The sequence below is a fragment of the Kribbella rubisoli genome, from assembly GCF_004217145.1.
Lineage (GTDB): Bacteria > Actinomycetota > Actinomycetes > Propionibacteriales > Kribbellaceae > Kribbella > Kribbella rubisoli.
In genome coordinates this window covers 1-25,517 of sequence record NZ_SHKR01000014.1, presented here as the reverse complement: position 1 = coordinate 25,517, position 25,517 = coordinate 1, and the positions used below count along the sequence as shown (strand labels likewise).

Below are 25,517 nucleotides of genomic sequence, written 5' to 3'. Positions count from 1 at the left end.
GCGCGAGCTAAGGAAAGGGTGGGCCGGCGATGAGTGTCAGCGGGGTGAACGGGACGGGTCAGCGCCGGCCCACGATGAAGGAGGTCGCCGCCCGGGCGGGGGTCGCGTTGAAGACCGTCTCCCGGGTGGTGAACGAAGAACCGAACGTCAGCCCCGAGCTGACCGCCAAGGTCCAGGCCGCGATCAAGGACCTGAACTACACACCGAACGAGTCCGCCCGGATGCTGCGCCGCGGCAAGACCGGGACGATCGCGGTCGTCATCCGCGACATCGGCGACCCGTTCTTCGCCTCGCTCGGCCGCGCGGTCGAGCTGTGGGCGCGCTCGTCCGGCTCGGTGGTGATGATCGGGCTGACCGACGAGGACCCGGAGCGGGAGCGGGACGTCTGCCTCGAGTTCGTCGCCCGCCGGCCGGATGCGCTGATCATGGCGCCGATCGGTGAGACCCAGGAGTACCTCGCGCCGCATGTGGACGCCGGGATGGCGGTCGTCACGATCGACCGTCCCGCGCACGGCATCGAGGCCGACGCCGTACTCGCGGACAACGCCGGCGGGATCGACCAGGCGATCGACCACCTGGTCCGGCAGGGTCACCGCCGGATCGCGTACCTCGGCGACGACGAGCGCATCTTCACCGCACGGGAACGCGTGGTCGCGTACCGGGCGGCGATGGCCCGGCACCGCATCGACGTGGACGAGGACCTGGTCCACCTGTCCGAGCCGACGACCGAGGGCATCGGCATCACGCTGTCCGCAGTACTCGATCGGGCCGAGCCGGCGACTGCGTTGCTGTCGGCAAACAACATGACGACGGCCGAGGTACTGCGTGGTCTGGCCGGCCGCCGCGATCGGGTCGCGCTGGTGTCGTTCGACGACCTCGCGCTGGGGGACCTGCTCAGCCCGGGTCTGACCGCGGTCGCGCAGTCCGCCGACGTGATGGCGCGGACCGCGATCCAGCTGATGACCGAGCGCCTCCCGGAGCCGCACCGGCCCGGACGCACGGTCCGGGTGCCGGTGAAGCTGACGATCCGGGGCTCAGGCGAGATTCCGCCCGCTTGAGCGGAGCTGCGCCGCCAACGGGCAGTCGAACGGATCGCGAGCCCGCAGGCCCACGTTGTTGAGGTAGTCGACGACGATCCGGTACGACGCGAACAGGCCGACCTCGGAGTACGCGATCCCTTGGAGTTCGCAGTACTCGCGGACGATCGGCTGGACGCGCCGGAGCGTCGGCCGCGGCATGCTCGGGAACAGGTGGTGCTCGATCTGGTAGTTGAGCCCGCCCATCGCGAAGTCGGTGAAGATGCCGCCGCGGATGTTGCGCGACATCAGCACCTGCCGGCGGAGGAAGTCGAGCTTCGACCCGGCCGGGACGATCGGCATGCCCTTGTGGTTCGGGGCGAACGCGGCGCCGAGGAGGACCCCGAAGACCGCGAGCTGCAACGCGAGGAACGCCGTGGCCTTCCCCGGAGGCAGCAGGAGGTAGAGCGCAGCGACGTAGGCCGTGATGCGTGAGGCGATCACGATCGCGTCGATGCGATCCGCCCGGCTCGCGTCCTTACGCAGCAGATGCCGCAGGCTCGACGCGTGCAGGCCGACGCCTTCGAGGGTGAGGAGCGGGAAGAAGAACCAGCCTTGCCGAGCGGCGAGCCACCGGCCGATCGGTCCGCGCTCGACGACCGCCTCCGGGGTGAAGGCGAGCACCTTGAGCTGGACGTCGGGATCACGGTCGGCCTGGTTCGGCGCGGCGTGATGCTTGTTGTGCTTGCTGCGCCACCAGCTCGCACTCATGCCGAGGATGCAGCCGGCCAGGATGCGTGCGGTCCAGTCGTTGCGCGCGTTCGAGTGGAAGATCTGGCGATGCGCGCTGTCGTGGCTGAGGAAGGCGACCTGCACCAGGACGAGCGCCAATGCGCCCGCGAGCCAGAGCTGGTGCCAGGTGTTGCCGAGCAGGATCATGCCGGCCACGACGCCGGCCAGGGCGCCGCCGACGATGCCGATGCGGGTGAAGTAGTAGCCCTGACGGCGTCGGAACAGACCGAGCTCACGGACGGTCCGGAGGAGATCCGTGTACATGCTCGCGTACTGCTGTTGGGCGCTCACGCTGGCCAGGGTGAGGTCGTGGAATGACGCCGGGCGTGCGGCCAGGTGGCCCGGCGAGGTCGGCTTGGCAAAGTGCTACCCCCGGTAGGTCGCAACGAGTGGGCACTCGAACGGATCACGGGCCCGCAGTCCTACGTTGTTCAGGTAGCCGACGACGATCCGGTACGACGACAGCAGGCTGACCTCGGTGTAGTTCACTCCGTGCAGCTCGCAGTACTCGCGGACGATCGGCTGGACCCGTCGCAACGTCGGGCTCGGCATGTTCGGGAACAGGTGATGCTCGATCTGGTAGTTGAGGCTACCCATTGCGAAGTCGGTGAACACTCCGCCGCGGATGTTGCGCGACATCAGCACCTGACGGCGCAGGAAGTCCAGTTTCATGCTGGCCGGGACGAGCGGCATGCCCTTGTGGTTCGGCGCGAAGGAGCCGCCGAGGCAGACGCCGAAGACGGCGAGCTGCAGCCCGAGGAACGCCCCCGCCTTGCCGATCGGCAGCAGCAGGAACAGCACCGTCAGGTAGCCGGCCAGGCGGCTGACCACGATCGCGGCCTCGATCCGTTCGACCTTGGTTGCCGAGCGGCGGAAGAGGTGCTGCACGCTCGCGACGTACAGGCTGAGGCCTTCGAGGGTGAGCAACGGGAAGAACAACCAGCCCTGGCGACGGGTCAGCCAGGCCTGGAAGCCGGTACGCCGGCCAGCGTGCTCCGGGGTGAAGGCGATGACGCCGATGGCGATGTCCGGGTCCTTCGTCAGCTGGTTCGGCGCCTGGTGGTGCCGGCTGTGCTTCGACCGCCACCAGCTCGCGCTGATCCCGACCAGCCCGCCGGCCAGCAGCCGCGCGGTCCAGTCGTTCCAGCGGGCGGAGTCGAAGATCTGCCGGTGCGCGCTGTCATGGCTGAGGAACGCGACCTGGGTGAGCACGAGCGCCAGCGCACCCGCCATCAGCAGCTGCAGCCACGAGTTGCCGATCAGGCCGAAGCCGACCCAGACCCCGGCGAACGCCGCCAGAACGAGCCCGATCCGGATGAAGTAGTACCCGCGACGCCGCTTGAGCAGTCCGAGCTCACGAACGGTGCGGAGCAGGTCGGTGTACAGGTTCGTATGTCTGTGTTGAGCCCGTAACGGGTCATGATCTTCGGCAAGCAGCTGCGACATGAGAAAACCCCGGTTCCAAATAGTGCATCGGTCGATGCGCTACCAGGTCCAGGGCAGCGTCACGAGATGGTGCTGTGGCCCCAACGGAACCACGTCGATTAGCCGCACACAAGTTGGTGTCAGGCTCCCCGGGCGAGTTGACGCCCAGTTCGCCCCGCTTTCACCTGGCGGTCATCAGCGGGGAGCACCTTCGGGGCATGAAGCTGAGTCGCCGCCAACTCTTGGCCGCATCCACCGTTGCCGGTGCCACCCTCGCCGTACCCGGGGTGGCCGCCGCGGGCCCGAACCTTGTCCGTCGCGACCGGCCGGCGCTGCCGTCGGGGATCGCGAGCGCCGACGTGACGCCGTCCTCGGCCGTCGTCTGGTCGAAGACCGACCGGCCCGGGCGGCTCGTCGTACAGCTGACGAGCCACGGCCGTTTCGACCGGGCGATCCACCTGCGCGGCCCGAAGACCTCGGCCGACGACGACTTCACCGCCCGGATGCCGCTGCGCGGTCTGCGGCCCGGTCAGCGCTACGACTACCGCCTGGGCTTCGAGGACGCGAACGGCCGGATCGGCCAGACGCTCGACGGGTCGTTCACCACGCCGGGCCGCAACCGGCCGGTTTCGTTCGTGTTCACCGGCGACACCGCGGGCCAGGGGTACGGCATCAACCCGGAGCTCGGCGGGATGATCGCATACAAGGCGATGCACGAGACGCGGCCGGACTTCTTCCTGCACTCCGGCGACAACATTTACGCCGACGGCCCGCTCGCGGCCGAGCTGAAGGTTGCCGACGGCACCGTCTGGAAGAACATCGTGACCGAAGAGGTCTCGAAGGTCGCCGAGACTCTGGCCGAGTACCGCGGCCGGTACAAGTACAACCTGATGGACACCAACGTCCGCTCGCTGTACGCCGACGTACCGCTGGTCGCGCAGTGGGACGACCACGAGACGCTGAACAATTGGTACCCGGGCGAGATCCTCACCGACGACCGGTACACCGAGAAGCGCGTCGACGTGCTCGCCTCGCGGGCGAAGAAGGCGTTCCTCGAGTACCTGCCGATGGAGCACGTGTCCGGGCGTGACCGGATCTACCGCAAGGTGAGCTACGGTCCGCTGCTCGACGTGTTCTGCCTGGACATGCGCACGTACCGCGGTGCGAACCCGGTGCCGTCGACCGTCGGCCCGGTCGCGATGCTCGGCGCCGAGCAGGCCGCCTGGCTGGTGCGCGAGGTCGCGGCGTCGCGGGCGACCTGGAAGGTGATCGCCAGCGATATGCCGCTCGGCCTGCTGGTGCCGGACGGCGACCTGATCGAGGCTGTCGCGAACGGTCTGCCGGGTGCTCCCGGTGGCCGCGAGCACGAGATCGCCTGGGTGCTGAGCCAGTTCAAGAAGCGCAAGGTGCGGAACGCGATCTGGCTGACCGCCGACGTGCACTACGCGGCGGCCCACCACTACGACCCGGCCCGCGCCACGTTCACCGACTTCGACCCGTTCTGGGAGATCGTCGCCGGTCCGATCAACGCGGGCGCCTTCGGCCCGAACGCGCTCGACCCGACCTTCGGCCCGGAGGCGGTCTTCGTCAAGGCGGCCGACTTCCCGAGCCAGTCGCCGGCCAGCGGGAACCAGTTCTTCGGACACACCAGCATCGACCCGCGGACCGGGGTCTTCTCGGTCTCGCTCCGCAACCTGTTCGGCGACGTGTTGTGGAACAAGGACATCACCCCGGCCCACCACTGAGTCCATTCAGTGGGGCCCGTCGGACTCGTCCGGCTCCGGTGCCTGTGCGGGATGCCGCCCACCGGAGCCGGCGAGTACGGCGCTCAGCTCGGCCCGCTCAACTGCGGCAGGACGACGCTCCGCCCGGTGAGCATGAGCAGGATCGCGAGCATCGGTCCGCGGAGCTCGGCGCCTTCGCCGACGCTCCGATCGGTGTCGGTCGCGACGAGGCGGCGGCCGTCGTACGGCATCGGCTTGAACACCTGCCCGTGCACGACGATGTCGATCAGGGTCTCCAGCGGCGTGACACCGACGTTGTGGCGGCGGGAGCCGACCATGGCGCGGATGCCGGCGATGAGTTGTTCGGTCGGCTTCGCCGAGCGCTCGCGGACCGAGGCATGTCGAGCCGCGCGCGCTCACCGGCCACGGCTGCCGCACGCAGCAGTTGGTCGGCCACGGCATCGCTCACGCTCGCAGTGTGACCGACTCCACCGCCTTCCGCACGCAGGTTAGGTTTGGCCCATGACCGCTTATCCCGAGAGCCGCCGCGACGATGTGGTCGAGACACTGCACGGGCGGGACATCGCCGACCCGTACCGGTGGCTGGAAGATCCTGACTCGCCTGACACCCAGGACTGGGTCCGCAGGCAGAACGAGCTCACCCAGGCCGAGCTCTCCGGTTATCCGGAGCGCGCCTGGTTCCAGGCCACGATGTCCTCGATCCTCGCGCGTCCGCGTGCCGGTGTCCCGGCCAAGAAAGCAGGCTGGTACTTCGTCGGCCGCAACGACGGCACGCAGGCCCAGGACGTCATCTACGTCGCCGAGTCGCTCGACGAACTGCTGTCCGGCGGCCGGGTGCTGATCGACCCGAACACGCTGTCCGAGGACGGCACCGACTCACTCGGCACGTTCACGGTCAGCCCGGACGGCAAGTACTTCGCGTACGGCATCAACGAGAGCGGCAGCGACTGGACGACGTTCCGGCTGCTCGACATCGCCACCGGTAAGCAGGTCGAAGACGTGGTGTCGGAGGCCAAGTTCTGCGAGGCAGTCTGGTTGCCGGACAGCTCGGCGTACCTCTATCTGCACTACCCGATGAGTGGGCGCAGCGAGGGGACCGAGACCCAGCCACAGACCGGTGGGCGGCTGACGCTGCACAAGGTCGGCACACCGCAGTCCGAGGACGAGCTGGTGCTGAGCTTCCCGGGTGAGGACCAGATCTTTATCGCATCGGAGGTCTCCGAGGACGACCGGTATCTCGTCGTCCACATCACCGAGGGGACCGATCCCGCGACCCGCCTCTGGGTCTACCCGATCACGTCGGACGGGCTGGGCGAGCCGGCGAAGGTGGTGGACACGTTCGCCGACGAGATCGCCTTCGTGCGCATGTCCGACGACAAGCTCGTACTGCGGACCGATCGCGACGCCTCTCGCGGCCGCGTGGTGCTCTCCACGCTGGACGGTGAGTTCACCGACCTGATCCCCGAGGGCGAGGCGACGCTGCAAGCAGTCCGCGGTACGGCGGACGGCCTGGCCACGCTGACGCTCGTCGACGCGCAACCAGTGCTCACGCTGTACGCACTGGACGGCTCCGGCCAGCGGGTTGTCGACGTACCTGGTGGTGGCGTGGTCGATCTGCACGCCGGACCGGAGTACGACGAGCTGTTCATCGGCCTGTCGACGACAACCGACCCCACGCTGTCGTACGTCGTCTCGACCGGCTCGGGCACCGTACGCGCGCTGCCGGAGCTGGTGCGCGGCTCGGGTGGCTTCACGCCGCCACAGGTCACCGTGACGCGCCAGATCGCTGCCGGTCGCGACGTGCCGTACTTCCTGATCACCCGGTCGGACCTCGACTTCTCCGCTCCGCGCCCGACCCTGATGTGGGGGTACGGCGGGTTCCGCATCCCGATCCAGGCCGACTACCGTCCTGGCTGGCCTGCGTGGTTGGCGGCCGGGGGAGTGCTCGTCATCGCCAACCTGCGCGGCGGTGGTGAGTACGGGACCGAGTGGCACGACGCGGGGCGGCTGAAGAACAAGCAGAACGTCTTCGACGACTTCATCGCGGTCGCTGAGCACCTGCGCGACACCGGCGTCACCACTCCGGCGCAGCTGGCCGTCCACGGTCGCAGCAACGGCGGACTGCTCGTCGGAGCGGTCATGACGCAGCGGCCGGACCTGTTCGCGGTCGCACTGCCCGGTGTCGGGGTGCTGGACATGCTGCGCTTCCACAAGTTCACGGTGGGCGCGGCGTGGGCGTCCGACTTCGGTCTGCCCGACGATCCGGAGCAGTTCGAGGACCTGTTGGCTTACTCGCCGTTGCATCGCCTCAGCGACGGCACGGCGTACCCGGCGACGCTGGTGGTCACAGGTGACCACGACGACCGGGTGGTTCCGTTGCACAGCCACAAGTTCATGGCAGCGCTGCAGCATGCCCAGGCCGGTCCGCAGCCCGTCTTGACTCGGGTGGAGGTCAACACCGGCCATGGCTTCGGCAAACCTGCCGCGATGATCGCAGCTGAGTGGGCGGACCTACTGGCGTTCGCTGCTCACCATGTAGGTCTCGAACCTCCTGAGCAGTAGGAGGGGGCTGGACTACCAGATGCGTGGGGCCTGGAGGTCGCGGGGATCGTCGGACGGCTGACAGCCGTGCGCGGTCTCCGCGTACTCCGCCCGCGGACCACTGGTGGCCAGCGTGCGTACTGCGTTGACGAGGCGGTCCACGTGCTCGCGCGTCGTCCCGAGGCCGAGGCTGGCGCGGACCGCCGTACCGTGCTCGGGGGAGTCGGCGAGGAGATGGCCGACCAGCGGGTGCGCGCAGAACTTGCCATCACGTACGCCGACGCCGTACTCCGCGCTGAGCGCTGCGGAAACGAGCGTCGAGGTCAGACCGGCAATCGTGAAGCAGACTGTGCCTACACGGTCCGCGTCCTCGCCGAAGATCGAGTACGTCGTGACGTTGTCGATCTGGGCGAGCCCGGTCCGCAGACGGGCCAGCAGGCTGCGCTCATGCTGCTCGATCGCGTCGCGGTGCTTGCTGATCGCAGCGCAGGCACTCGCCAGCGCGATTGCGCCGATGACGTTGGGGGAGCCGCCCTCGTGCCGCGCCGGGCCGGTCGTCCACACCACGGTGTCCTCAGTGACGGCATGCGTCGCGCCGCCGCCGTACAGGTAGGGATCTGCGGCGTCGAGCCAGTCGGAGCGACCGATCAGCGCGCCGGCACCGTACGGCGCGTAGAGCTTGTGACCGGACAGTGCGACCCAGTCGACATCCAGGGTGGAGATGTCGACCGGACGGTGCGGCGCCAGCTGTGCGGCGTCGAGGCAGACCCGCGCGCCGTGGGCCTTGGCCACCTTGGCGATCTCCGCGATCGGGAAGATCTCGCCAGTGACGTTCGAGGCGCCGGTGATCACTACGAGCCGCGGGCCTTCGGGAGCCTGGCGGAGTGCGTCGGCGACGCTCGTCACGGCATCGGTCTGGCTGGTCGGCGCCTTGAGGCGAACAGTCCGCTCGGCCGGCCAGGGGAGGAGAGCGGCGTGGTGCTCGGACTCGAACACGATGACGGTCGCGTCCGCCGGCAGCGCACGGGACAGCAGGTTGAGTGCGTCGGTGGTCTGCCGGGTGAAGATCACCTGGTCGTCCTTGCGTGCCCCCACGAAGGCGTGCACCTCTTCGCGAGCCCGCTCGTACCACTGGGTGGTGATGCGCGACGCGTACCCGTTGCCGCGGTGCACCGACGCGTACGACGGCAGCGCCGCCTCCACGCTGGCCCGCACCGACTCCAGGCACGGCGCGCTCGCACCGTGGTCGAAGTTCGCGTAGTCGGTGACCCGGCCGTCGGCCAGCGGGACCAGGAGGTCGGATCCGACCGTGGCGGGAATGCTGCCGGTGACCAGCCGGGCGACCGTCGGCCGCGTAGTCGTCGTACTGGCAGGCTCGAGAATGGACAAGATCGACATGTTGCTGCTCCCGGGAAGTCCGCACTTGCCGAGCGGGGTATCCGCACGGCCTGGTCTTCACCCGGGGCACCCCACCGCGGAGGAGGGTTGCCGGCCAGCTAGCCGGGGCTTGTCGCTGACACTCATGACCTGCCGAGTACGGTAACGAACCGGCCACGGCAACCGCCAGTGCGTATCTCACAAAATGAGACTGCCGAACACATCGTGGACAACGTGAGGAAACCGATGACCTGGAGAGCACCTGCCGTCGAGCGACCGGATGGTTCGCTGACTGCGCCCGAACGCGAGCTGCTGCAGGGTTATCTGGACTTCTACCGCACCACGCTGCTGTTCAAGTGCGCCGGACTGACCGCCGAACAGCTGGCCGAGCGGCCGTCACCGCCGTCGAACCTGTCGCTGCTCGGATTGATCCGGCACCTCACCAAGGTCGAGCGGATCTGGTTCCGCATCCACTTCGCGGACGCGCCGGCCGACCCGCTGTTCGCGCCCGAGCTCGGGAAGGACGCGGACTTCGAGCTGATCGATCCGGCTGACGCGCAGGCGGCGTACGAGGGGCTGATCGAGGAGTGGAAGCTCTCCGACGAGGCCGCTGCCGATCACTCGCTCGACGACCGCTTCACGTTCGGCGGGACCGAGTCCACGCTGCGGATGATCTACATCCACCTGATCGGCGAATACGGCCGGCACTGCGGTCACGCCGACCTCTTGCGAGAGCAACTCGACGGCACTACGGGCGCGTAACAAGGACCTGGGGACCTTCTAGGCTGCCGGGGTGCCGTTCACCCTCGCCCACCCCGCGGCCGTCCTCCCACTGGTCCGACGGCCCTTCGTGGCCTCAGCTCTGGTCGCCGGCGCGGTGGCTCCCGATCTGCTGTACGTCGACCCGATCTACCGGTTCGCCACGCAGTACATCAGCGGCAACTTCACGCTGACGCTCACCCACGAGTTCACGTCGGCGCTCTGGCTGGATCCGCTCCTGGCGCTCCTGATGCTCGGGATCTACAACCTCGTCCTCAGGCGCCCTCTGGCCGTGCTAGCTCCCGCGGCGCTCGCTGCGCGTCTGCCGGCCGCCCCCGCCTTCAGGGTTCTCTTCTGGACCGTCGTGTCCGCGATCCTCGGCGCAATGACCCACGTCGTATGGGATTCCTTCACCCATGGCGACGGCTACTTCGTCCGCCACTTCCCGGGCGTCTTCCGCGCCGCGGTGACCCCGGCCTGGGACGTGAACCGCATCCTCCAGTACGTCAGCACGCTCGGCGGCTGCGTCGTCCTGTCCATCTGGCTCTACCGCTGGTACCGCCGTACGCCGCCGTCGGTCACTCCCCGTGATCTCGTCGCGCCCTGGCTTCGGTACGCAGTGGTCGTCTTCGGCGTCCTCATGGCCGCCACCGGCGCAATCGTCGAAATCAGCCGCGCTGACGGCGACTTGAGCGGCGAGACGGCCGTCCGCCTTGCGCTTTCCGGTCTAGTCTCCGGCGGACTCGCCGCGCTCGCGCTGTACGTCGTGGTCTGGCATCTGCTCCGCCTCCGGAGGCCCGTGGTCACGCTGTGACGCTACGGATGGGGCAGCGTAATCGGCGTGTGACACGTGGGACTCAAGGGGTTATCGGGGTAGCCTGAGCAATATGGCGACCCGCACGTCTTCCCCGGCGCGGGCGCAGAAGTCGGCAGCCAAACGGCCGAGCACGGCTCGTTCGGCTGCTGGTGGACGCTCCCGTCCGTCCGGCGCCCAGAAGCGTGGGCAAAGCACGAAGCGCGGAGGAGGATCCCCCGCGCGGACCAGCACGCCCAAGAACAGCGGACCAGGCCCGTTCGCGGCCGCCATGCTCGCGTTGTGCCGCGGGGTGGTGAAGATCTGGATCGGTATCGCCCATCTGCTCGGCAGCATGGTGCGGGGGATCGGCCACAGCGCCCGCGATCTCGAGCCGGAGCATCGCCGTGACGGCGCCGGCCTGTTCCTGATCGGCCTGGCGGTCGTCGTAGCTGCCGCGATCTGGTGGGATCTGCCGGGCGCGGTCGGCAACGGCGTACGCACGGTTGTCGGTGGCAGCATCGGCATGCTCGGCTGGGCCCTGCCGTTGCTGCTGCTGCTCATCGCTGTCCGCACGCTGCGTCACCCTGACCACAACGGCCCTGCGGGTCGTCAGGTGATCGGGTGGACCGCGGTCTGCCTCGGCGTACTCGGCCTGATCCACATCGCCAACGGTCTGCCCCGGCCCAGCAACCCGGCCGACGGCCCGTTGAGTGCCGCGGGCGGTGCGATCGGATACTTCATCTCGTCGTTCCTGTCCGACCTGCTCACGCAGTACGTCGCTGCCCCGCTGCTCGTCCTGCTCTCGATCTTCGGCGCACTGGTCATCACCGGAACGCCGGTGTACGCGATCCCGCTGCGCTTCCGCGCGGCCTTCGACGTACTGATGGGACGTACTGCGCTGCCGGAGGACGCTCCGTCCGTGGTGGCCGCGCCGACCGACGACACCGTCCGGCTGACGCGCAAGCAGCGTCGTGCGAAGGCGGCAGAGCTAGAGCTCGACGAGGACGGTGAGCCGACGGTCAAGCCGTACGACTCGCCGGTGCTCGAGGGCCGCGAGATCTCCAAGCGCGGGCGCAAGGCGAAGGCCGAGCCGGTGGAGGAAGACGCATACGACGTCGACAGCGCCGATGCCGCTGCGGCCTCCGAGCCTGCCTTCGAACCTCCTGGCAAGTCCTCCGCACCGCCGCCTGAGCCGCCACCGCACAAGCCCTTGCCGCAGCGCGTCGAGCAGTTGAGGCTGTCCGGCGACATCACCTACACGCTGCCCGACGGGCAAATGCTCAAGCCCGGCTCGGTGCACAAGGCCCGGACCAAGGCGTCCGACCAGGTCGTCGACCGGCTGACGGAGGTGTTCGAGCAGTTCGGCATCGACGCCCAGGTCACCGGCTACACCCGCGGCCCGACAGTCACGCGCTACGAGGTCGAGCTCGGCTCGGCGGTGAAGGTCGAGAAGGTCACCGCGCTGTCGAAGAACATCGCGTACGCGGTCGCGTCGGCCGACGTACGGATCCTGTCGCCGATCCCGGGCAAGTCCGCGATCGGTATCGAGATCCCGAACACCGACAAGGAGACCGTCAGCCTCGGCGACGTGATCCGTTCGGCGACCGCGCGCAACGACCACCACCCGATGGTGGCCGGCCTCGGCAAGGACGTCGAAGGCGGCTACGTCGTCGCGAACATGGCGAAGATGCCGCACCTGCTGGTCGCGGGTGCGACCGGCTCGGGTAAGTCGTCGTTCGTCAACTCGCTGATCACGTCGATCCTGATGCGCGCCACGCCCGACGAGGTGCGGATGATCCTCGTCGACCCCAAGCGGGTCGAGCTGAACAACTACGAGGGCATCCCGCACCTGATCACCCCGATCATCACCAACGCCAAGAAGGCGGCCGAGGCGCTGCAGTGGGTCGTCCGCGAGATGGACATGCGGTACGACGACCTCGCGGCGTTCGGGTTCCGGCACGTCGACGACTTCAACAAGGCGGTCCGCGGCGGCAAGGTGAAGCCGCCGCCGGGGTCGGAGCGCGTGCTCACGCCGTACCCGTATCTGCTGGTGATCGTCGACGAGCTCGCCGACCTGATGATGGTCGCCCCGCGAGACGTCGAGGACTCGATCGTCCGGATCACCCAGCTGGCGCGTGCGGCCGGCATCCACCTGGTGCTCGCCACCCAGCGACCGTCGGTGGACGTCGTCACCGGCCTGATCAAGGCCAACGTGCCGTCGCGGCTCGCTTTCGCGACGTCCTCGCTGGCCGACAGCCGGGTCATCCTCGACCAGCCCGGTGCGGAGAAGCTGGTCGGTCAAGGTGACGGGCTGTTCCTGCCGATGGGCGCGAGCAAGCCGATGCGTATCCAGGGCTCGTGGGTCGACGAGGCCGAGATCCGCGCCGTGGTCGAGCACTGCAAGACGCAGCTCCAGCCGACGTACCGCGAGGACGTCACGGTCGTGGCTGGTCCGAGCAAGGATCTCGACGACGAGATCGGCGACGATCTCGACCTGGTGGTGCAGGCTGCCGAGCTGATCGTTTCCACCCAGTTCGGCTCGACGTCGATGTTGCAGCGTAAGCTCCGCGTCGGTTTCGCCAAGGCCGGCCGGCTGATGGACATCCTGGAGAGCCGCGGCGTCGTCGGTCCCAGTGAAGGTTCGAAGGCCAGGGACGTCCTGGTCAAGCCTGACGACCTAGAGGACTTCATCACCACCCTCCGAGGAGAGTGACATCGTGACCGCCGCGAGCGCACTGCCCAGGCAGGAACGTTTCGACGTCGACCCCGAGCCAGTGCCGTTCACCGTGCGGGGCTCCCAGAAGGTGCACGGCGGGCTCGCCGTCGGCGCCGCGCTGGTCGCGATCGGGTTCGCCGCGTCCGCGTCCACGAGTCCGACCGGCATCCTGCGCTGGCTCGCCGCGGCAGCGTTCGCCGGTCTCGCCCTGGTGTGTGCCCGCGCTCTGACGGTGGGGGAGATGCTGGTCGCCGACGACGTCGGCATCCGGCTGCGGATCGGCAACGAATGGATCGGCACCCGGTGGGAAGACATCGAAGAGGTGACGGTGCTGCAGCGCCGGCATCCGCTCGACGACGGGCGGATCGCCGTACATCTGCAGGATCCCGGGCCGATCCTCGGCGCGATGCCGAGCTCGACCCGCAAGACAACTGATGCCAACCGACGACTGACGGGATCCTCACTCGCGATACCGTTCGGGTTGACGGCACGGCCGTCGAACGGGGCGGTGGTGCAGGCGTTGCACATGCTCGCGGATGCCAGATGCCCGGTCAGGGAACAACTCTGACTCGCGCGTGACCCCGTCGTACCAAGGCCGTTGACTTGATGTCGGCGGTCCGACGAGTGACGTCGACAACCCGTACAGTCCGCACAGGCAATCGGACGAACGAGAGGATGGTGAGGACGTGAGTATCGGCAGCGATCTCACGGCGGCCCGCGAGCGGGCCGACATGACGATCGAGCAGCTGAGCGCTGCGACCCGGATCAGAACCGGGCTGCTGATCGCCATGGAGGCCGACGATTTCTCCCGCTGCGGCGGGAACTTCTACGCCCGTGGGCACATCCGCTCCATCGCCCGTGTGGTGAAGGCCGACCCCGCTCCGTTGATCGCCAGCTTCGACGCCGAACACGCCGTCGAGGAGGAGAAGTCCCGCCGCGAGGAACGCGCCGCGGCCAAGGGCCCGACGCTCCGTCCCGCCCGGCCGCGCTGGGCCATCGTGGTCGGCGCGATCCTCGTCATCCTGATGGGCTGGGGGATGGTGCGGCTGTTCACGCTGCCCAGCGACATCGAGGCGAATGCGTCGAAGACCGCTGTCACCACGGCAACGGTCACGACGCCGACCCCGAAGGCAACGCCTCAGCCGACCGTCAAGCCGACGAAGAAGCCGACAACCGCCAAGCCGCCCGCGCTGAAGACCGCGCTGACGCTGACAGCCAAGGGCGAGGGCACCTACCTCACGGTCCGCGACAAGAAGAATCGCCGCCTCTTCCAGGGCCGACTGACTCCCGGCATCGCGCAATCCGTCACCAGTTCCGGCGACATCCGCGTAACAGTCACCAGCCCGAAGAACCTGGTAGTCGTCCTCAACGGCAAACGCCTGAACACCAACCTCACGAAGTTCACCGCCCACCCCAACGGCACCCTCACCAAAACCGCCGCAGCCTCCTAGCTCCCGGCCCGCCGGACCTCTCGCCGCACAGCGGTGAGCTGTGAGATGCGTTGGCGAGTTAGGCCGGGGACTACGCGGCGCGTCATACTCATGGTGATGAATACGCCACCCACCACCGTCGCCCTGGTCACGCTGGGCTGTGCCCGCAACGATGTCGACTCCGAGGAACTGGCCGGCCGGCTCGAGGCCGGTGGCTTCCGATTGGTCGACGACGCCGCTGAGGCGGACACGGTGGTCGTGAACACCTGCGGATTCGTCGAGGCCGCGAAGAAGGACTCCGTCGACACGCTCCTGGCCGCCGCCGACTACAAGGAGTCCGGTCGTACGCAGGCCGTCGTCGCCGTCGGCTGCCTCGCCGAACGGTATGGCGACCAGCTCGCCGACGCCCTCCCGGAGACCGACGCGGTTCTGAGCTTCGACGACTACACCGACATCTCGGACCGCCTCCGCTCGATCCTCGCCGGCAACAAGCATCAGCCCCACGTACCCCGCGACCGCCGCAAACTCCTCCCGCTGGCCCCGGCAGACCGCCACTCAGCCCCCGCCCCAGCCGTCCCCGGCCACGGCGACCAGCCCACCGCCGGCGAGACCCCGACTGCGGGAGGCACCGGCCACGCGGCCCGGCTCGGTGACCACATCCCCGAGCAGCTGAGGCCGACCAACGGCGCCGTGAACGCCGATTCCGACCAGCCCACCAGCGGACTCAAGGGACGCTTCGTCACCGGCACACCGGAAGAGCTGAAGATCGATGCCCCCGACCTGGCGACCGCTCCGGCCAGCGGTCCCCGCGTGATGCGTCGGCGCCTCGACGGCGGCCCGATGGCGCCGCTGAAGCTCGCCTCCGGCTGCGACCGTCGCTGCGCGTTCTGTGCGATCCCGATGTTCCGCGGCGCGTTCATGTCCCGCCGCCCGGCCGAAGTACTCCGTGAGGCCGAATGGCTCGCGGAGACCGGCGTACGCGAACTCTTCCTGGTCTCCGAGAACTCCACCTCGTACGGCAAGGACCTCGGCGACCTCCGCCTCCTGGAGACCCTGGTCGGCGAGATCGCCCAGGTCCCCGGCATCATCCGCGTCCGCGTCTCGTACCTCCAGCCCGCCGAGATGCGCCCGACGCTGATCAGCGCGATGACCGCCACTCCCGGCGTCGTCCCGTACTTCGACCTGTCGTTCCAGCACGCCTCCGGCCCGCTGCTCCGCCGCATGCGCCGCTTCGGCGACTCCGAGCGCTTCCTCGAACTGATCGCCCAGGTCCGCGCCACCGTCCCGACGGCCGGCATCCGCAGCAACGTCATCGTCGGCTTCCCGGGCGAGACCGAGGAAGACGTCGACATCCTCTGCGACTTCCTGTCCCGCGCCGGCCTGGACGCGATCGGCGTCTTCGGATACTCCGACGAAGACGGCACCGAAGCCGAAACGTACGACGGCAAACTCGACGAAGACACCATCGCCGCCCGCCTCGACCGAGTAACCCGCCTAGCCGAAGACCTAACCTCCGCCCGAGCCGAATCCCGCATCGGCGAACTCCTCGAAGTCCTCATCGAATCCACCGATTCACTCGACGCCGAGTCGGATGAGGACGACCTGGATGAGACCGACCTGGATGAGACCGAGCTGGACGACGCCGAGCTCGACGAGGGTGGCTGGTCTGAGGCTGGGCGGACTGGTGAGGGGCGGGCTGCGCATCAGGGGCCTGAGGTGGATGGATCGACGACGGTGACCGGGCTCCCGGACGGGGTGCGGGTCGGCGATCTGGTGTCTGCGAAGGTGGTGGCGAGCGACGGTGTCGACCTGATCGCCGAGTTCGCCGCGCTCGTGAGCACCCCGGACGCCCGTCCGGCAGCTAACCTGACCGCGTGACCAACCCGCCGACGAACCCGGCACCGCGCGCAGCAGGCGGCCACCTCCACGCGCCCAGCGCCTGGAACGTGCCCAACGCGCTCACGGTCCTACGGCTGGTCCTCGTACCGCTGTTCGTCTGGCTCCTGCTCCGCGAAGGCGGTCACACCGACAGCAACCGCCTGCTCGCCACCGCCGCGTTCGTCGTCGCGATCGTCACCGACCGCTTCGACGGCGACATCGCCCGCCGCTGGAACCTCGTCACCAACTTCGGCAAGATCGCCGACCCCATCGCCGACAAAGCCCTCACCGGAGCAGCCTTCCTAGGACTCTCGTACCTCGGCGAACTCCCGTGGTGGGTCACCATCGTCGTGATGGTCCGCGAGTGGGGCGTCACCGCCCTCCGCTTCTGGGTGATCCGCCACGGCGTCATGCCCGCCAGCCGCGGCGGCAAGCTCAAGACTGTCCTCCAGGCGATCGCCCTAGGCCTGTACCTCCTCCCGTGGCAGGACCTGAAAATCCTCCACTGGACCGCCATCACGATCATGGCCGCCGCCGTACTCGTCACCATCATCACCGGCCTCGACTACGTAGGCCGAGCCCTCCGCCTCCGCGCCGCCGCCAAACGCCCCCTCCCATAACTCCAGTCTCGTACGTCGGGTCGCGTGGACGGTCCGGTGACTAGACTCGCGAGGGTGCCGAGGCCGAGTGCTGGAACCGCAAGTGCTACGAGCAAGAACAGCAAACTCGCTCAGACGTACCGCCGGTTCGCCGAGGTCGACGCCCCCAAGATCTCGCCCCTGTACGAGCGCATCGCCCGCGCCATGAGCGAGTCTCCTGAAGCCCTCCACGCAATCGAGACCGCCCCCACCCGCAAGCGAAACCCGCTCCTCATCCTCGCCGCCCTCCACCACCTGGCCCTCACCAACCAGTCCCCAACCCTCGCCACCACCTACAAAGCCGCCACCACCTCAACAACAACCGCCGCTTCGACATCACCCGCCGCTTCGACCGCAGCCGCGAGCGCCGATGTAGCCGCGTACGGGGATCTGGCCGTGGATGCTGCGGTTCGGACGCTGGTGGGGATGACGGACGCGGTGGTGGCGGTTGTCGGGCAGCGGAAGGTGCGGCCGAACGTGCTAGGCAACCACGCGGTGTTGTACCCGGCGATTGCCGAGGTCGCGCGGAGGGCGGGTGCCGGCGCGATCGGGCTGATCGACGTGGGTAGCCCGGCGGGGTTCAACCTGAACGTCGAACGCGCCGGCATCAACTACGGCAATGGGCAAACGCTGGGCGACCCGTCGTCTCCCGTTCAGGCGTCGGCGTCGGTCGTGGGGGACCGGCCCATCCCGACGTACGCGATGCCCGAGGTCGTTGCGCGGATCGGCATCGACCTCCAGCCGATTGATACCCGGGACGCAGACGAGGCCCAGTGGCTGCGTGCTTGTGTGCCGCCCGACCAACCGGAGCTGATCACAAGGCTCGAAGGTGAGCTGGAGTTGGCTGCGTCGGCGCCTCCGATCTTGATGCAAGGCGACAAGGTCGACCTCCTGCCCGAAGCGCTCGCTCGAGTGCCTGCAGACGCGCTGCCCGTGGTCACCACGACGTGGGCACTCTCGGACCTCCCGCTTGAGAGCCGCCTGCGCTTCCTGCAGTGTCTCGACGCAGCGGCGACGAACCGGCCGATCGCGTGGGTATCGGTGGAAGGTGTTGGAGTCGCGCCGGCGATCCCGACGTTCGGCGACCGTCCTGCATCTGGCCACAGCATCATCGGCCTCGCCGTCTTCAACCATTCGACCCTGCAGGCTGAAGGCGTAGGCCGCTGCTGGTTGCGTGGTCAGATGCTGGCGTGGTTGGCGGATTCGTAGTCCGACGCCACACCCGTTGCAGTCACCCGCCGCGGAGGCGGATCCAGCGCAGTCGGGTGGTTCCTGTTCAACAATGCGATGTGTACAGATCGAGCGCGGGAGGTTTCGAGTGGCCGAGGACGAGCTTGAGGCAGCGGTCGGGCAGTTGGTCGGTCTATTGATGGAGCGTCGCGTGACGCTTGCCACCGCTGAGTCGTTGACAGGTGGGATGGTCGGGGCGGTTCTGACGGATGTGCCGGGGGTGTCGGCTGTGTATCGGGGCGGCGTGGTCGTCTATGCGACCGATCTGAAGGCCAAGCTCGCCGGTGTGCCTGAGGACCTGCTGGCTGCTGTAGGCCCGGTCCATGCGGACACGGCTGCTGCATTGGCCACCGGCGTACGGGAGCGTCTGGAGGCGGACTACGGGCTCGCCACGACCGGTGTGGCCGGTCCGGACCCGCAGGCGGGTATCGAGGCCGGCACGGTGTACGTCGCCGCGGCCGGACCGGGGTCCGTGCAGGTGCGCAAGCTGCAGTTGTCCGGTGACCGAGCGGCAGTACGCCGGGGGAGCGTGCAGGCCGTCCTCGAACTCGGAGCCGCCGTTGTTGCGGAAGAACTCGACTGAACGGGGTGTTGGGACCAGCATGGTGACAGGTAAGGCAGACTGGCGCGGCGCACCGAAGGTGGACATTGCGAGGGGTAGTGACCCAGCAACAGGTACCGTTGGTTCCTACGGTCGAGCTACCGTGCGAGTAGACACGGCCGGACAGGCGGAAGGGAGAAACCTCATGGTGCTGGTTCGTGGCCTGCTGGGCGACGTGCTGCGGCGTAAGCGGCTGCGCCAGGGGCGCACTCTCCGCGAGGTGTCCGCTGACGCCCGCGTCAGCCTCGGTTACCTCTCCGAGGTCGAGCGCGGCCAGAAGGAAGCCTCCAGCGAGCTGCTGGCAGCTATCTGTACGGCGCTCGACGTGCCGCTGTCGATGGTCTTCGCCGAGGTGAGCGAGGATCTGGCCCGCGAAGAGGCTCTGGTGCTGGCGCACCCGACCATCGAGACCGAGGTAGTGGCCTCCGCGGCCTGAGCCCCTCGTCATTGCCCGCTCCCGTCCGGAGTCGGGCTGCTGCCGGACGGCTGGATCAATGCCACGCGCGTGGGCCAGACCAGTTGTAGCGCAGGCAACGGCGGGTCGCCCGGCTGCCGGAACATCTGGTTCGCCGTGTAGAGGTGGTGGATCGAGTCGGGAAACCGGAGAAGCTGGGCCGTCTCCGGAGGCGGGAAGAAGCCGGACAGGTCGTCGCCCTCGTCGAACACCGCGCCGCCCATCACCGCCCACGCGAGTGGTTTCAGCCCGAGATAGGCCCAGCACGGCTCGGGATCGAAGACGATGATCTCCGGATGCAGGTACAGGCTGAGCCCCAGCGTGTACCCGAAGGCTGGATTGCGGGCGCCGTCGCCCTCGACGTACTGCATCGTCCAGCCAAAGGTCCGGATGTTGTCCTCGATCTGTCGCGAGATCTGCTCGTCGCTCACACCGCCGCACCGGTCGCACATCACCTTCTCCTCTCGATCGAACATTTGTTCGATGCATCAGAGAAGATATCCGCGTTCTTGTCCGCCGCCGGCGTTGTCCACAGGCCAGTTCTGGCCGGTCAGCTCTCGGGTTGGCAGGCCGGGCACCAGTACGTGACCCGTTCACGGGTCGGTTCGCCCAGTTGCGCGGTCAGGATCGTCGTACCGCAGCGGTGGCAGGGTTTGCCGGCGCGTTCGAACACCCACGAGCGTTGCCCGGGCCGGTCGACGCCGGTGCTGACTTGAGTGCCGTTGCGGACGTTGGCTTTCAGCAGCCTCCGGCTGAGGTCGACGGCGGCGGGAACATCGACTGCCGAGATCGGACGCCAAGGGTGCAGACCGAGGAGGAAGCAGACCTCGGTGCGGTAGAAGTTGCCGATTCCGGCGAGGTTCCGCTGGTCGAGTAGCGCCTCGCTGACCGTCCGTCCGGGAGAGGACTCGACATTCGCGATCGCGAGTGCACGGTCGAATGAGGGTGACAGCAGATCAGGTCCGAGATGCCCGACCACGCTGTCCTCGTCGTCGGTCGCGACGAGGTCCAGGACCGGGAGCCGATAACCGACAGCCGTCCACGGTGCGGTTTCGAGGACCACGCGGATCTGATGATCAGGCCCGCCGTGCCATCGCTCACCCGGCCGGTACAGATGCCAACTGCCGTCCATCCGGAAATGACTGTGCAGCGTCAATCCACCCGAGAGACGCATCAGGATGTGCTTGCCGCGCGCAACGACTTCGAGCATCGTCCGCCCGGTCAGGTCAGTCGTCGCGAGCGATGGCACGCGGAAGTCGGTACGCACGAGCTCCTGTCCTGCGAGCGCCTGGTTCAGCCGCTTGCAGGCTCGCCAGACGGTGTCTCCTTCGGGCATGACCGATCGCTCCCGATATCAAGCCCGCAGACGGAGACCGCGTGGCGTCGCATGGAAGCCGGCCTTGGCCAGCGCATCGCCGAACGCTGTGTGCCGCACCTGCTCACCATCGGCCGTCTCGACACTCAGCTTGCCGAGCTGACCATCTCGTATCGACAGCGCCAGCGCATCAACCGCCGGCTGGAGCAGGTCAGCATCCTCGGTAAAGCTCAGCACAGTCCGTCCGCCACGCTCGACGTACACGATCAATTGCCCGTCGACCATCACGACCAACGCACCAGCCTTCCGGCCAGGGCGATGACCGCCGGCGCTCTCGCGCTCGGGCCACGGCAAGGCAGCACCGTACGGATTCGCCGGATCAGAAGCCGCGAGTACGACGGCTCGCGCGTTGAGCTCCTCGTCCTTGCGGCCACGGCCACCACCGCCCGGCCGGGCACCACCCGGCCCGAATCGTCCAGCCGGACCAAATGGACCGTCAGACCCTGGTGGAGCTGCCGACGGAAGCTCCGCGAGCGCGCGCAACCGGTCGACGGCCCCGGGCAAGGCGAACTGCGCGGCCCCGAGCCCGGCAACGAAGTACCCGCGCCGGCACCGCCCGGACTCCTCGAACGCGCTCAGCACCTTGTAAACGGCGGCGAACCCGCCGGGCGTCCGCTCGGTGATCACCGACCCGCGCGTGACGATCCCATAGCGATCCAGCAGCGTCTCCGCTGCCGCATGCGCTCGTCGGGTCGTGTCCGAACTGCGCTCCGGAAGCAACGACCATCGCCCACCTGCCGTCGGTGGACCACTCCGCGCGGGCATCGACGGCCGCCCGGGACGCATCGGACGACCGGGCCGCGCGCGTGGCGTCGTACGACGTGTTCTATGACTGCCTCGCCCACCGCCGACGAGCGACCGAACAGGCGTGAGGGTGTCGTTGGTCAGATACCCGGCCCAGACGAGATCCCAGAGAATGCTGACCAACGTCTCGTCGTCCGCTACTCCGGACGCGGATCCAACCGCATCGCTCAACTGCCGGAAGAAGAACGCGCCGCCGCCCGACAAAGCGTCGAGCACGGACTGGTGCGTCTCACTTAGCTCGAGATCAGGATCAGGATCGGGCAACGTCAGGTCGCAGTTGTCCGCGAGATGAAGCGACACCCAACCGTCTGTCCCCGGCAACGAACCCGATCCGGCCCACACCACTTCACCGGTCGCCGTCAGCTCGTCCAGCATCGACGGCTGATACCCAGGCACGCGCGAGGGCAGCACGATCGACTCCAACGCGGACGCCGGCACCGCACATCCGGCGAGTTGCTCGATTGCTCCGAGCAGTACGTCGTACCCGCGGCCTCGGCTGCTCGTGATCCCTTGCCATGCAGGCAGGAACCGTGCCAGCGCTGACGGATCAACCGGCTCGACCTCCTTGCGCAGTGCAGCAAGAGATCGCCGCCGCAACAGTCGGAGGACCTCGCTGTCACACCACTCGAGCGCGATCCCGCCCGGTAAGAACTCGCCTTCGACGACTCGTCCAGCCGCACCCAGCCGCCGCAACGCTTCGCTGACGACGGCAACCCCGATGCCGAGATGCGTCGCAAGATCGATGGCCCGGAACGGCCCGTGCGTTCGGGCATAGCGAGACACCAGATCGCCGAGCGGATCGGCGACCGGCTCTGCGTGTGCCTCCGCGACCCCAGGCGGCAGTGGCACGCCGAGCGCGTCGCGCAATCGCGCCACGTCCTCGACAACTGCCCACCGATGCTCACCCGCGATCCGCACTCGCACCACCCGGCGAGCGGCCGCCAACGAGGTCAACCAAGACTCGGCATCAGAACCGTCGACACATCGCTGTGTTGCCTCCGGCAACGACAGCGGACCGATCATCCGCAGTACGTCGAACAGCCCTTCGGCGTCACGCGCTCGACGATCCTCGGCCAGTCGCTGCAGCTCGGCCTCGGTGCGCAGCACGACCTCGGCGTCGAGCAGCTCGCGCAGTTCGGTCCGCCCAAGTAGCTCAGCCAGCAAGCTCTGATCGAGCGACAGCGCGGCCGCGCGCTTCTCCGCGAGCGGACTGTCGCCCTCGTACATGAAGGCGCCTATATAGCCGAAGAGCAGGGACTTCGCGAACGGCGATGCTTCCGACGTCTCGACCTCGACGACCGAGATCCTGCGTTCGCTGATCCCGGTCAGCAGATCCTTCAACGCCGGCAGGTCGTAGACGTCCTGCAGCACCTCGCGCAACGTCTCGAGGACGATCGGGAACGACCCGAACTTGCTCGCCACACTCAACAGTTGCGACGCCCGCTGCCGCTGCTGCCACAGCGGTGATCGCCGCCCCGGATTACGCCGCGGCAACAACAACGCCCGCGCGGCACACTCCCGGAACCGCGCCGCGAACAATGCCGACCCGCCGACCTCGGTGGTCACCAGATCCTCGATGTCCTGCGGATCGAACAGCACCAGATCCGCACCCGGCGGCGCCTCGTCCGTCTCGGGCAGCCGCAGCACGATCCCGTCGTCGCCCGAGACCGACTGTGCGTCCATCCCATACCGATCCCGGAGCCTCGCTGCGATCGCAAGCGCCCACGGGCCGTGCACCTGACCGCCGTACGGCGAATGCACGCAGACCCGCCAGTCGCCCAGCTCATCGCGGAATCGCTCGACAACAATCGTCACGTCGTCCGGCACGCGGCTCGTCGCGACCCGCTGCTCGGCGAGATACGACACGAGGTTGTTCGCGGCGTATTCGTCCAGGCCCGCGGTCCGCGCACTCTCGATCGCCTTGGTGGCAGGCAACGACGCCATCTTGCGAACGAACGCACCGGTCGCCGCACCAAGCTCGGCCGGCCGCCCCACCGCATCGCCCTTCCAGAACGGCAATCTGCCCGGCTGACCCGGCGCGGGGGAGACGAGCACCCGATCGTGGGTGATGTCCTCGATCCGCCAGCTCGACGCACCGAGCGTGAAGACGTCGCCGACGCGCGACTCGTACACCATCTCCTCGTCGAGCTCGCCGACTCGATGGTTCGTCGACTCACCGACCAGGAACACTCCGAACAGACCACGGTCCGGGATCGTCCCGCCGCTCGTCACCGCAAGTCGCTGCGCACCCGGTCGGCCGGAGATCTCGCCACTGACCCGGTCGAACACGATCCGCGGCCGCAGCTCCGCGAACTCGTCCGACGGGTACCGACCCGAGAGCATGTCGAGCACCCCGTCGTACGCCGATCGTGGCAACGTGGCGAACGGTGCACAGCGGCGTACCAGAGCGAACAGTTCGTCGACGTCCACCGAATCGAGGGCGACGATCGACACGATCTGTTGAGCCAGCACGTCGAGCGGGTTGGCCGGGATGTGCAGGCTCTCGATCATCCCGTCGCGCATCCGCTGCACGACGACGGCCGTATCGATCAGATCGCCACGGAACTTCGGGAACAGCACGCCGCGCGACACCGCTCCAACCTGATGGCCCGCACGACCCACGCGCTGCAATCCGCTCGCGACGGACGGCGGCGCCTCGACCTGGATGACTAGATCGACGGCGCCCATGTCGATGCCGAGCTCGAGGCTGCTCGTCGCGACCACACAAGGCAACCGACCCGACTTCAGATCCGCCTCGATCAGCGCTCTCTGCTCTTTGCTGACCGAGCCGTGATGCGCTCGCGCGATCAAGGGAGGCGCCGCGAGCGATCCGCCGGACTGGGCCATCACTTGAGCCGGTGAGCCCAACTCAGGCAATTCCAGCTCGGCCCGCTCCGCCGCGATCTCGTTGAGCCGCGCGGTCAGTCGCTCAGCCAGCCGCCGCGAATTGGAGAAGACGATCGTCGACTTGTGCTGCGAGATCAGATCGAAGACGTGCTCTTCGACATGCGGCCAGATCGACGCATGCTGCTGCGGACCGGCCGCGGATCCGGAGGTCTCAACCTCTGTCGCGGCCAGCTCGGCCATGTCCTCGACGGGAACGACGACGCTCAGATCCCACTGCTTGGTGAACTTGGGCTGCACCACAGTCACCGGCCGCTCGCCACCAAGGAATCGGGCGACCTCCTCCACCGGTCGCACAGTCGCGGAGAGACCGATCCGCTGCGCAGGCTTCGGCAATAACGTGTCGAGGCGCTCGAGTGTGAGCGCCAAGTGGGCGCCCCGCTTGGTCCCGGCGACCGCGTGAACCTCGTCGACGATGACTGTCTCAACGCCGCGCAGCGACTCCCTGCCCTGCGAGGTCAGTAACAAGAACAGTGATTCGGGAGTGGTGATCAGTACGTCGGAAGGCCGGGTGGCGAACCGTCGTCGCTCGTTGGCCGGCGTGTCACCCGAACGCACCGCGACCTCGACGTCGATCGGCGCTTCACCGAGCCGGCGAGCAGTCTCCCGGATGCCGATCAGCGGCGCGCGGAGGTTGCGCTCGACGTCGACCGCCAGCGCCTTCAGCGGCGATACATACAGCACTCGGCAGCGCAGCTTCGGATCGTCCGGCGGCGGCGTCGTGGCCAGGCGATCGAGCGCCCAGAGGAAAGCTGCCAGCGTCTTGCCTGAACCCGTCGGGGCGACCACCAGCGCGTCCCGGCCCGCGGTGATGGCGTCCCACGCCTCGAGCTGGGCCGGGGTGGCCGCCTCGAAGACGTCGCCGAACCACGCCCGGGTCGCGGGCGAGAACCGGCTCAACGCGCTGGTCTTCTTCACGCTGACCATCTTGCCGGGTCCCGCCGACATTAATGATGGTTGGGCTCTGGGCGCCGTGGCTCGTCCGCCGACTGTCGCCCTGCTGGGTTGACTGCAAATTGGTCCGTCCGGTGCTCGG

Annotated in this window: 20 protein-coding genes and 1 riboswitch; of the genes, 13 read left to right on the top strand and 7 right to left on the bottom strand. The window is 68.2% G+C overall.

Features of this window, described 5'->3' with window-relative positions; all coding sequences use genetic code 11:
• The first annotated feature begins 29 nt into the window (after window positions 1-29).
• A complete protein-coding gene (locus EV645_RS25730) occupies window positions 30-1,058 on the top strand; it encodes a LacI family DNA-binding transcriptional regulator (RefSeq protein WP_130446591.1) in 1,029 nt (342 codons plus the stop codon).
• On the opposite strand, the gene EV645_RS25725 is transcribed toward EV645_RS25730, so the two are convergent.
• Both EV645_RS25725 and EV645_RS25720 read right to left on the bottom strand, forming a co-directional pair.
• Window positions 1,035-2,099: a fatty acid desaturase family protein gene (locus tag EV645_RS25725; protein ID WP_242000654.1), complete on the bottom strand. Its 1,065-nt coding sequence runs from the start codon at window positions 2,097-2,099 to the stop codon at window positions 1,035-1,037. The two genes, EV645_RS25730 and EV645_RS25725, sit on opposite strands and share 24 nt — an antisense overlap.
• Before the next feature lie 75 nt (window positions 2,100-2,174).
• Window positions 2,175-3,254, bottom strand: a complete 1,080-nt coding sequence (locus tag EV645_RS25720; RefSeq protein ID WP_130446590.1) for a fatty acid desaturase family protein — start codon at window positions 3,252-3,254, stop codon at window positions 2,175-2,177.
• A gap of 197 nt (window positions 3,255-3,451) precedes the next feature.
• On the opposite strand from EV645_RS25720, the gene EV645_RS25715 reads away from it, so the two are divergent.
• Window positions 3,452-4,978: an alkaline phosphatase D family protein gene (locus tag EV645_RS25715; protein WP_130446589.1), complete on the top strand. Its 1,527-nt coding sequence runs from the start codon at window positions 3,452-3,454 to the stop codon at window positions 4,976-4,978.
• A gap of 83 nt (window positions 4,979-5,061) precedes the next feature.
• On the opposite strand, the gene EV645_RS25710 is transcribed toward EV645_RS25715, so the two are convergent.
• Window positions 5,062-5,295 (bottom strand): hypothetical protein, encoded by a 234-nt coding sequence (locus EV645_RS25710; RefSeq protein ID WP_130446588.1) that lies wholly within the window; start codon window positions 5,293-5,295, stop codon window positions 5,062-5,064.
• A gap of 184 nt (window positions 5,296-5,479) precedes the next feature.
• Here EV645_RS25710 and EV645_RS25705 point away from each other — a divergent pair, with 184 nt between their 5' ends.
• On the top strand, window positions 5,480-7,540 hold the full coding sequence (locus EV645_RS25705) for a prolyl oligopeptidase family serine peptidase (protein ID WP_130446587.1): 2,061 nt from the start codon (window positions 5,480-5,482) through the stop codon (window positions 7,538-7,540).
• 12 nt (window positions 7,541-7,552) lie between these two features.
• Here the strand turns inward: EV645_RS25705 and EV645_RS25700 are convergent, their stop codons facing one another.
• Window positions 7,553-8,917, bottom strand: coding sequence for an aminotransferase class V-fold PLP-dependent enzyme (locus EV645_RS25700; protein ID WP_130446586.1), 1,365 nt, complete (start codon window positions 8,915-8,917; stop codon window positions 7,553-7,555).
• 16 nt (window positions 8,918-8,933) lie between these two features.
• A riboswitch (SAM riboswitch) is annotated at window positions 8,934-9,047 on the bottom strand.
• Window positions 9,048-9,142: 95 nt separating this feature from the next.
• Here EV645_RS25700 and EV645_RS25695 point away from each other — a divergent pair.
• The 10 genes from EV645_RS25695 to EV645_RS25650 all read left to right on the top strand — a co-directional run bounded on the left by EV645_RS25695 (window position 9,143) and on the right by EV645_RS25650 (window position 19,380).
• Window positions 9,143-9,658 (top strand): DinB family protein, encoded by a 516-nt coding sequence (locus tag EV645_RS25695; protein WP_130446585.1) that lies wholly within the window; start codon window positions 9,143-9,145, stop codon window positions 9,656-9,658.
• A gap of 31 nt (window positions 9,659-9,689) precedes the next feature.
• Window positions 9,690-10,469 (top strand): DUF4184 family protein, encoded by a 780-nt coding sequence (locus EV645_RS25690; RefSeq protein WP_130446584.1) that lies wholly within the window; start codon window positions 9,690-9,692, stop codon window positions 10,467-10,469.
• 73 nt (window positions 10,470-10,542) lie between these two features.
• Window positions 10,543-13,164 (top strand): FtsK/SpoIIIE family DNA translocase, encoded by a 2,622-nt coding sequence (locus tag EV645_RS25685; RefSeq protein WP_198681861.1) that lies wholly within the window; start codon window positions 10,543-10,545, stop codon window positions 13,162-13,164.
• A gap of 4 nt (window positions 13,165-13,168) precedes the next feature.
• Window positions 13,169-13,735, top strand: a complete 567-nt coding sequence (locus EV645_RS25680; RefSeq protein ID WP_130446583.1) for a hypothetical protein — start codon at window positions 13,169-13,171, stop codon at window positions 13,733-13,735.
• Between the two features lie 118 nt (window positions 13,736-13,853).
• Window positions 13,854-14,618, top strand: coding sequence for a helix-turn-helix domain-containing protein (locus EV645_RS25675; RefSeq protein WP_130446582.1), 765 nt, complete (start codon window positions 13,854-13,856; stop codon window positions 14,616-14,618).
• 90 nt (window positions 14,619-14,708) lie between these two features.
• Entirely contained in the window at window positions 14,709-16,475 is a 1,767-nt protein-coding gene (locus EV645_RS25670; RefSeq protein ID WP_130446581.1) for a MiaB/RimO family radical SAM methylthiotransferase, read from the top strand.
• Complete coding sequence (gene pgsA / locus EV645_RS25665; protein ID WP_130446580.1) at window positions 16,472-17,095, top strand: CDP-diacylglycerol--glycerol-3-phosphate 3-phosphatidyltransferase; 624 nt, start codon at window positions 16,472-16,474, stop codon at window positions 17,093-17,095. Before EV645_RS25670 ends, pgsA begins: the two co-directional genes overlap by 4 nt.
• A 54-nt stretch (window positions 17,096-17,149) precedes the next feature.
• Entirely contained in the window at window positions 17,150-18,322 is a 1,173-nt protein-coding gene (locus EV645_RS25660) for a DUF2332 domain-containing protein (RefSeq protein ID WP_198681860.1), read from the top strand.
• A gap of 109 nt (window positions 18,323-18,431) precedes the next feature.
• Complete coding sequence (locus tag EV645_RS25655; protein ID WP_277877094.1) at window positions 18,432-18,926, top strand: CinA family protein; 495 nt, start codon at window positions 18,432-18,434, stop codon at window positions 18,924-18,926.
• A gap of 163 nt (window positions 18,927-19,089) precedes the next feature.
• Entirely contained in the window at window positions 19,090-19,380 is a 291-nt protein-coding gene (locus tag EV645_RS25650) for a helix-turn-helix domain-containing protein (RefSeq protein ID WP_130446577.1), read from the top strand.
• 8 nt (window positions 19,381-19,388) lie between these two features.
• On the opposite strand, the gene EV645_RS25645 is transcribed toward EV645_RS25650, so the two are convergent.
• From EV645_RS25645 to EV645_RS25635, 3 genes are all read right to left on the bottom strand, one after another.
• Entirely contained in the window at window positions 19,389-19,874 is a 486-nt protein-coding gene (locus EV645_RS25645) for a DUF4262 domain-containing protein (RefSeq protein WP_130446576.1), read from the bottom strand.
• Between the two features lie 74 nt (window positions 19,875-19,948).
• The gene (locus EV645_RS25640; protein WP_130446575.1) at window positions 19,949-20,734 is read right to left on the bottom strand and encodes an Fpg/Nei family DNA glycosylase; all 786 of its coding nucleotides are present in this window, start codon (window positions 20,732-20,734) and stop codon (window positions 19,949-19,951) included.
• 18 nt (window positions 20,735-20,752) lie between these two features.
• Complete coding sequence (locus EV645_RS25635) at window positions 20,753-25,408, bottom strand: ATP-dependent helicase (protein ID WP_130447274.1); 4,656 nt, start codon at window positions 25,406-25,408, stop codon at window positions 20,753-20,755.
• Window positions 25,409-25,517: the final 109 nt, after the last annotated feature.

Excerpts from the sequence above, each read along its gene's own strand:
- EV645_RS25730 (WP_130446591.1), top strand. The coding sequence starts at position 30 with ATGAGTGTCAGCGGGGTGAACGGGACGGGTCAGCGCCGGCCCACGATG.
- EV645_RS25720 (WP_130446590.1), bottom strand. The coding sequence starts at position 3,254 with ATGTCGCAGCTGCTTGCCGAAGATCATGACCCGTTACGGGCTCAACAC.
- EV645_RS25715 (WP_130446589.1), top strand. The coding sequence starts at position 3,452 with ATGAAGCTGAGTCGCCGCCAACTCTTGGCCGCATCCACCGTTGCCGGT.
- EV645_RS25710 (WP_130446588.1), bottom strand. The coding sequence starts at position 5,295 with ATGGTCGGCTCCCGCCGCCACAACGTCGGTGTCACGCCGCTGGAGACC.
- EV645_RS25705 (WP_130446587.1), top strand. The coding sequence starts at position 5,480 with ATGACCGCTTATCCCGAGAGCCGCCGCGACGATGTGGTCGAGACACTG.
- EV645_RS25700 (WP_130446586.1), bottom strand. The coding sequence starts at position 8,917 with ATGTCGATCTTGTCCATTCTCGAGCCTGCCAGTACGACGACTACGCGG.
- EV645_RS25695 (WP_130446585.1), top strand. The coding sequence starts at position 9,143 with ATGACCTGGAGAGCACCTGCCGTCGAGCGACCGGATGGTTCGCTGACT.
- EV645_RS25685 (WP_198681861.1), top strand. The coding sequence starts at position 10,543 with ATGGCGACCCGCACGTCTTCCCCGGCGCGGGCGCAGAAGTCGGCAGCC.
- EV645_RS25670 (WP_130446581.1), top strand. The coding sequence starts at position 14,709 with ATGGTGATGAATACGCCACCCACCACCGTCGCCCTGGTCACGCTGGGC.
- EV645_RS25650 (WP_130446577.1), top strand. The coding sequence starts at position 19,090 with ATGGTGCTGGTTCGTGGCCTGCTGGGCGACGTGCTGCGGCGTAAGCGG.
- EV645_RS25645 (WP_130446576.1), bottom strand. The coding sequence starts at position 19,874 with ATGTTCGATCGAGAGGAGAAGGTGATGTGCGACCGGTGCGGCGGTGTG.
- EV645_RS25640 (WP_130446575.1), bottom strand. The coding sequence starts at position 20,734 with ATGCCCGAAGGAGACACCGTCTGGCGAGCCTGCAAGCGGCTGAACCAG.
- EV645_RS25635 (WP_130447274.1), bottom strand. The coding sequence starts at position 25,408 with ATGGTCAGCGTGAAGAAGACCAGCGCGTTGAGCCGGTTCTCGCCCGCG.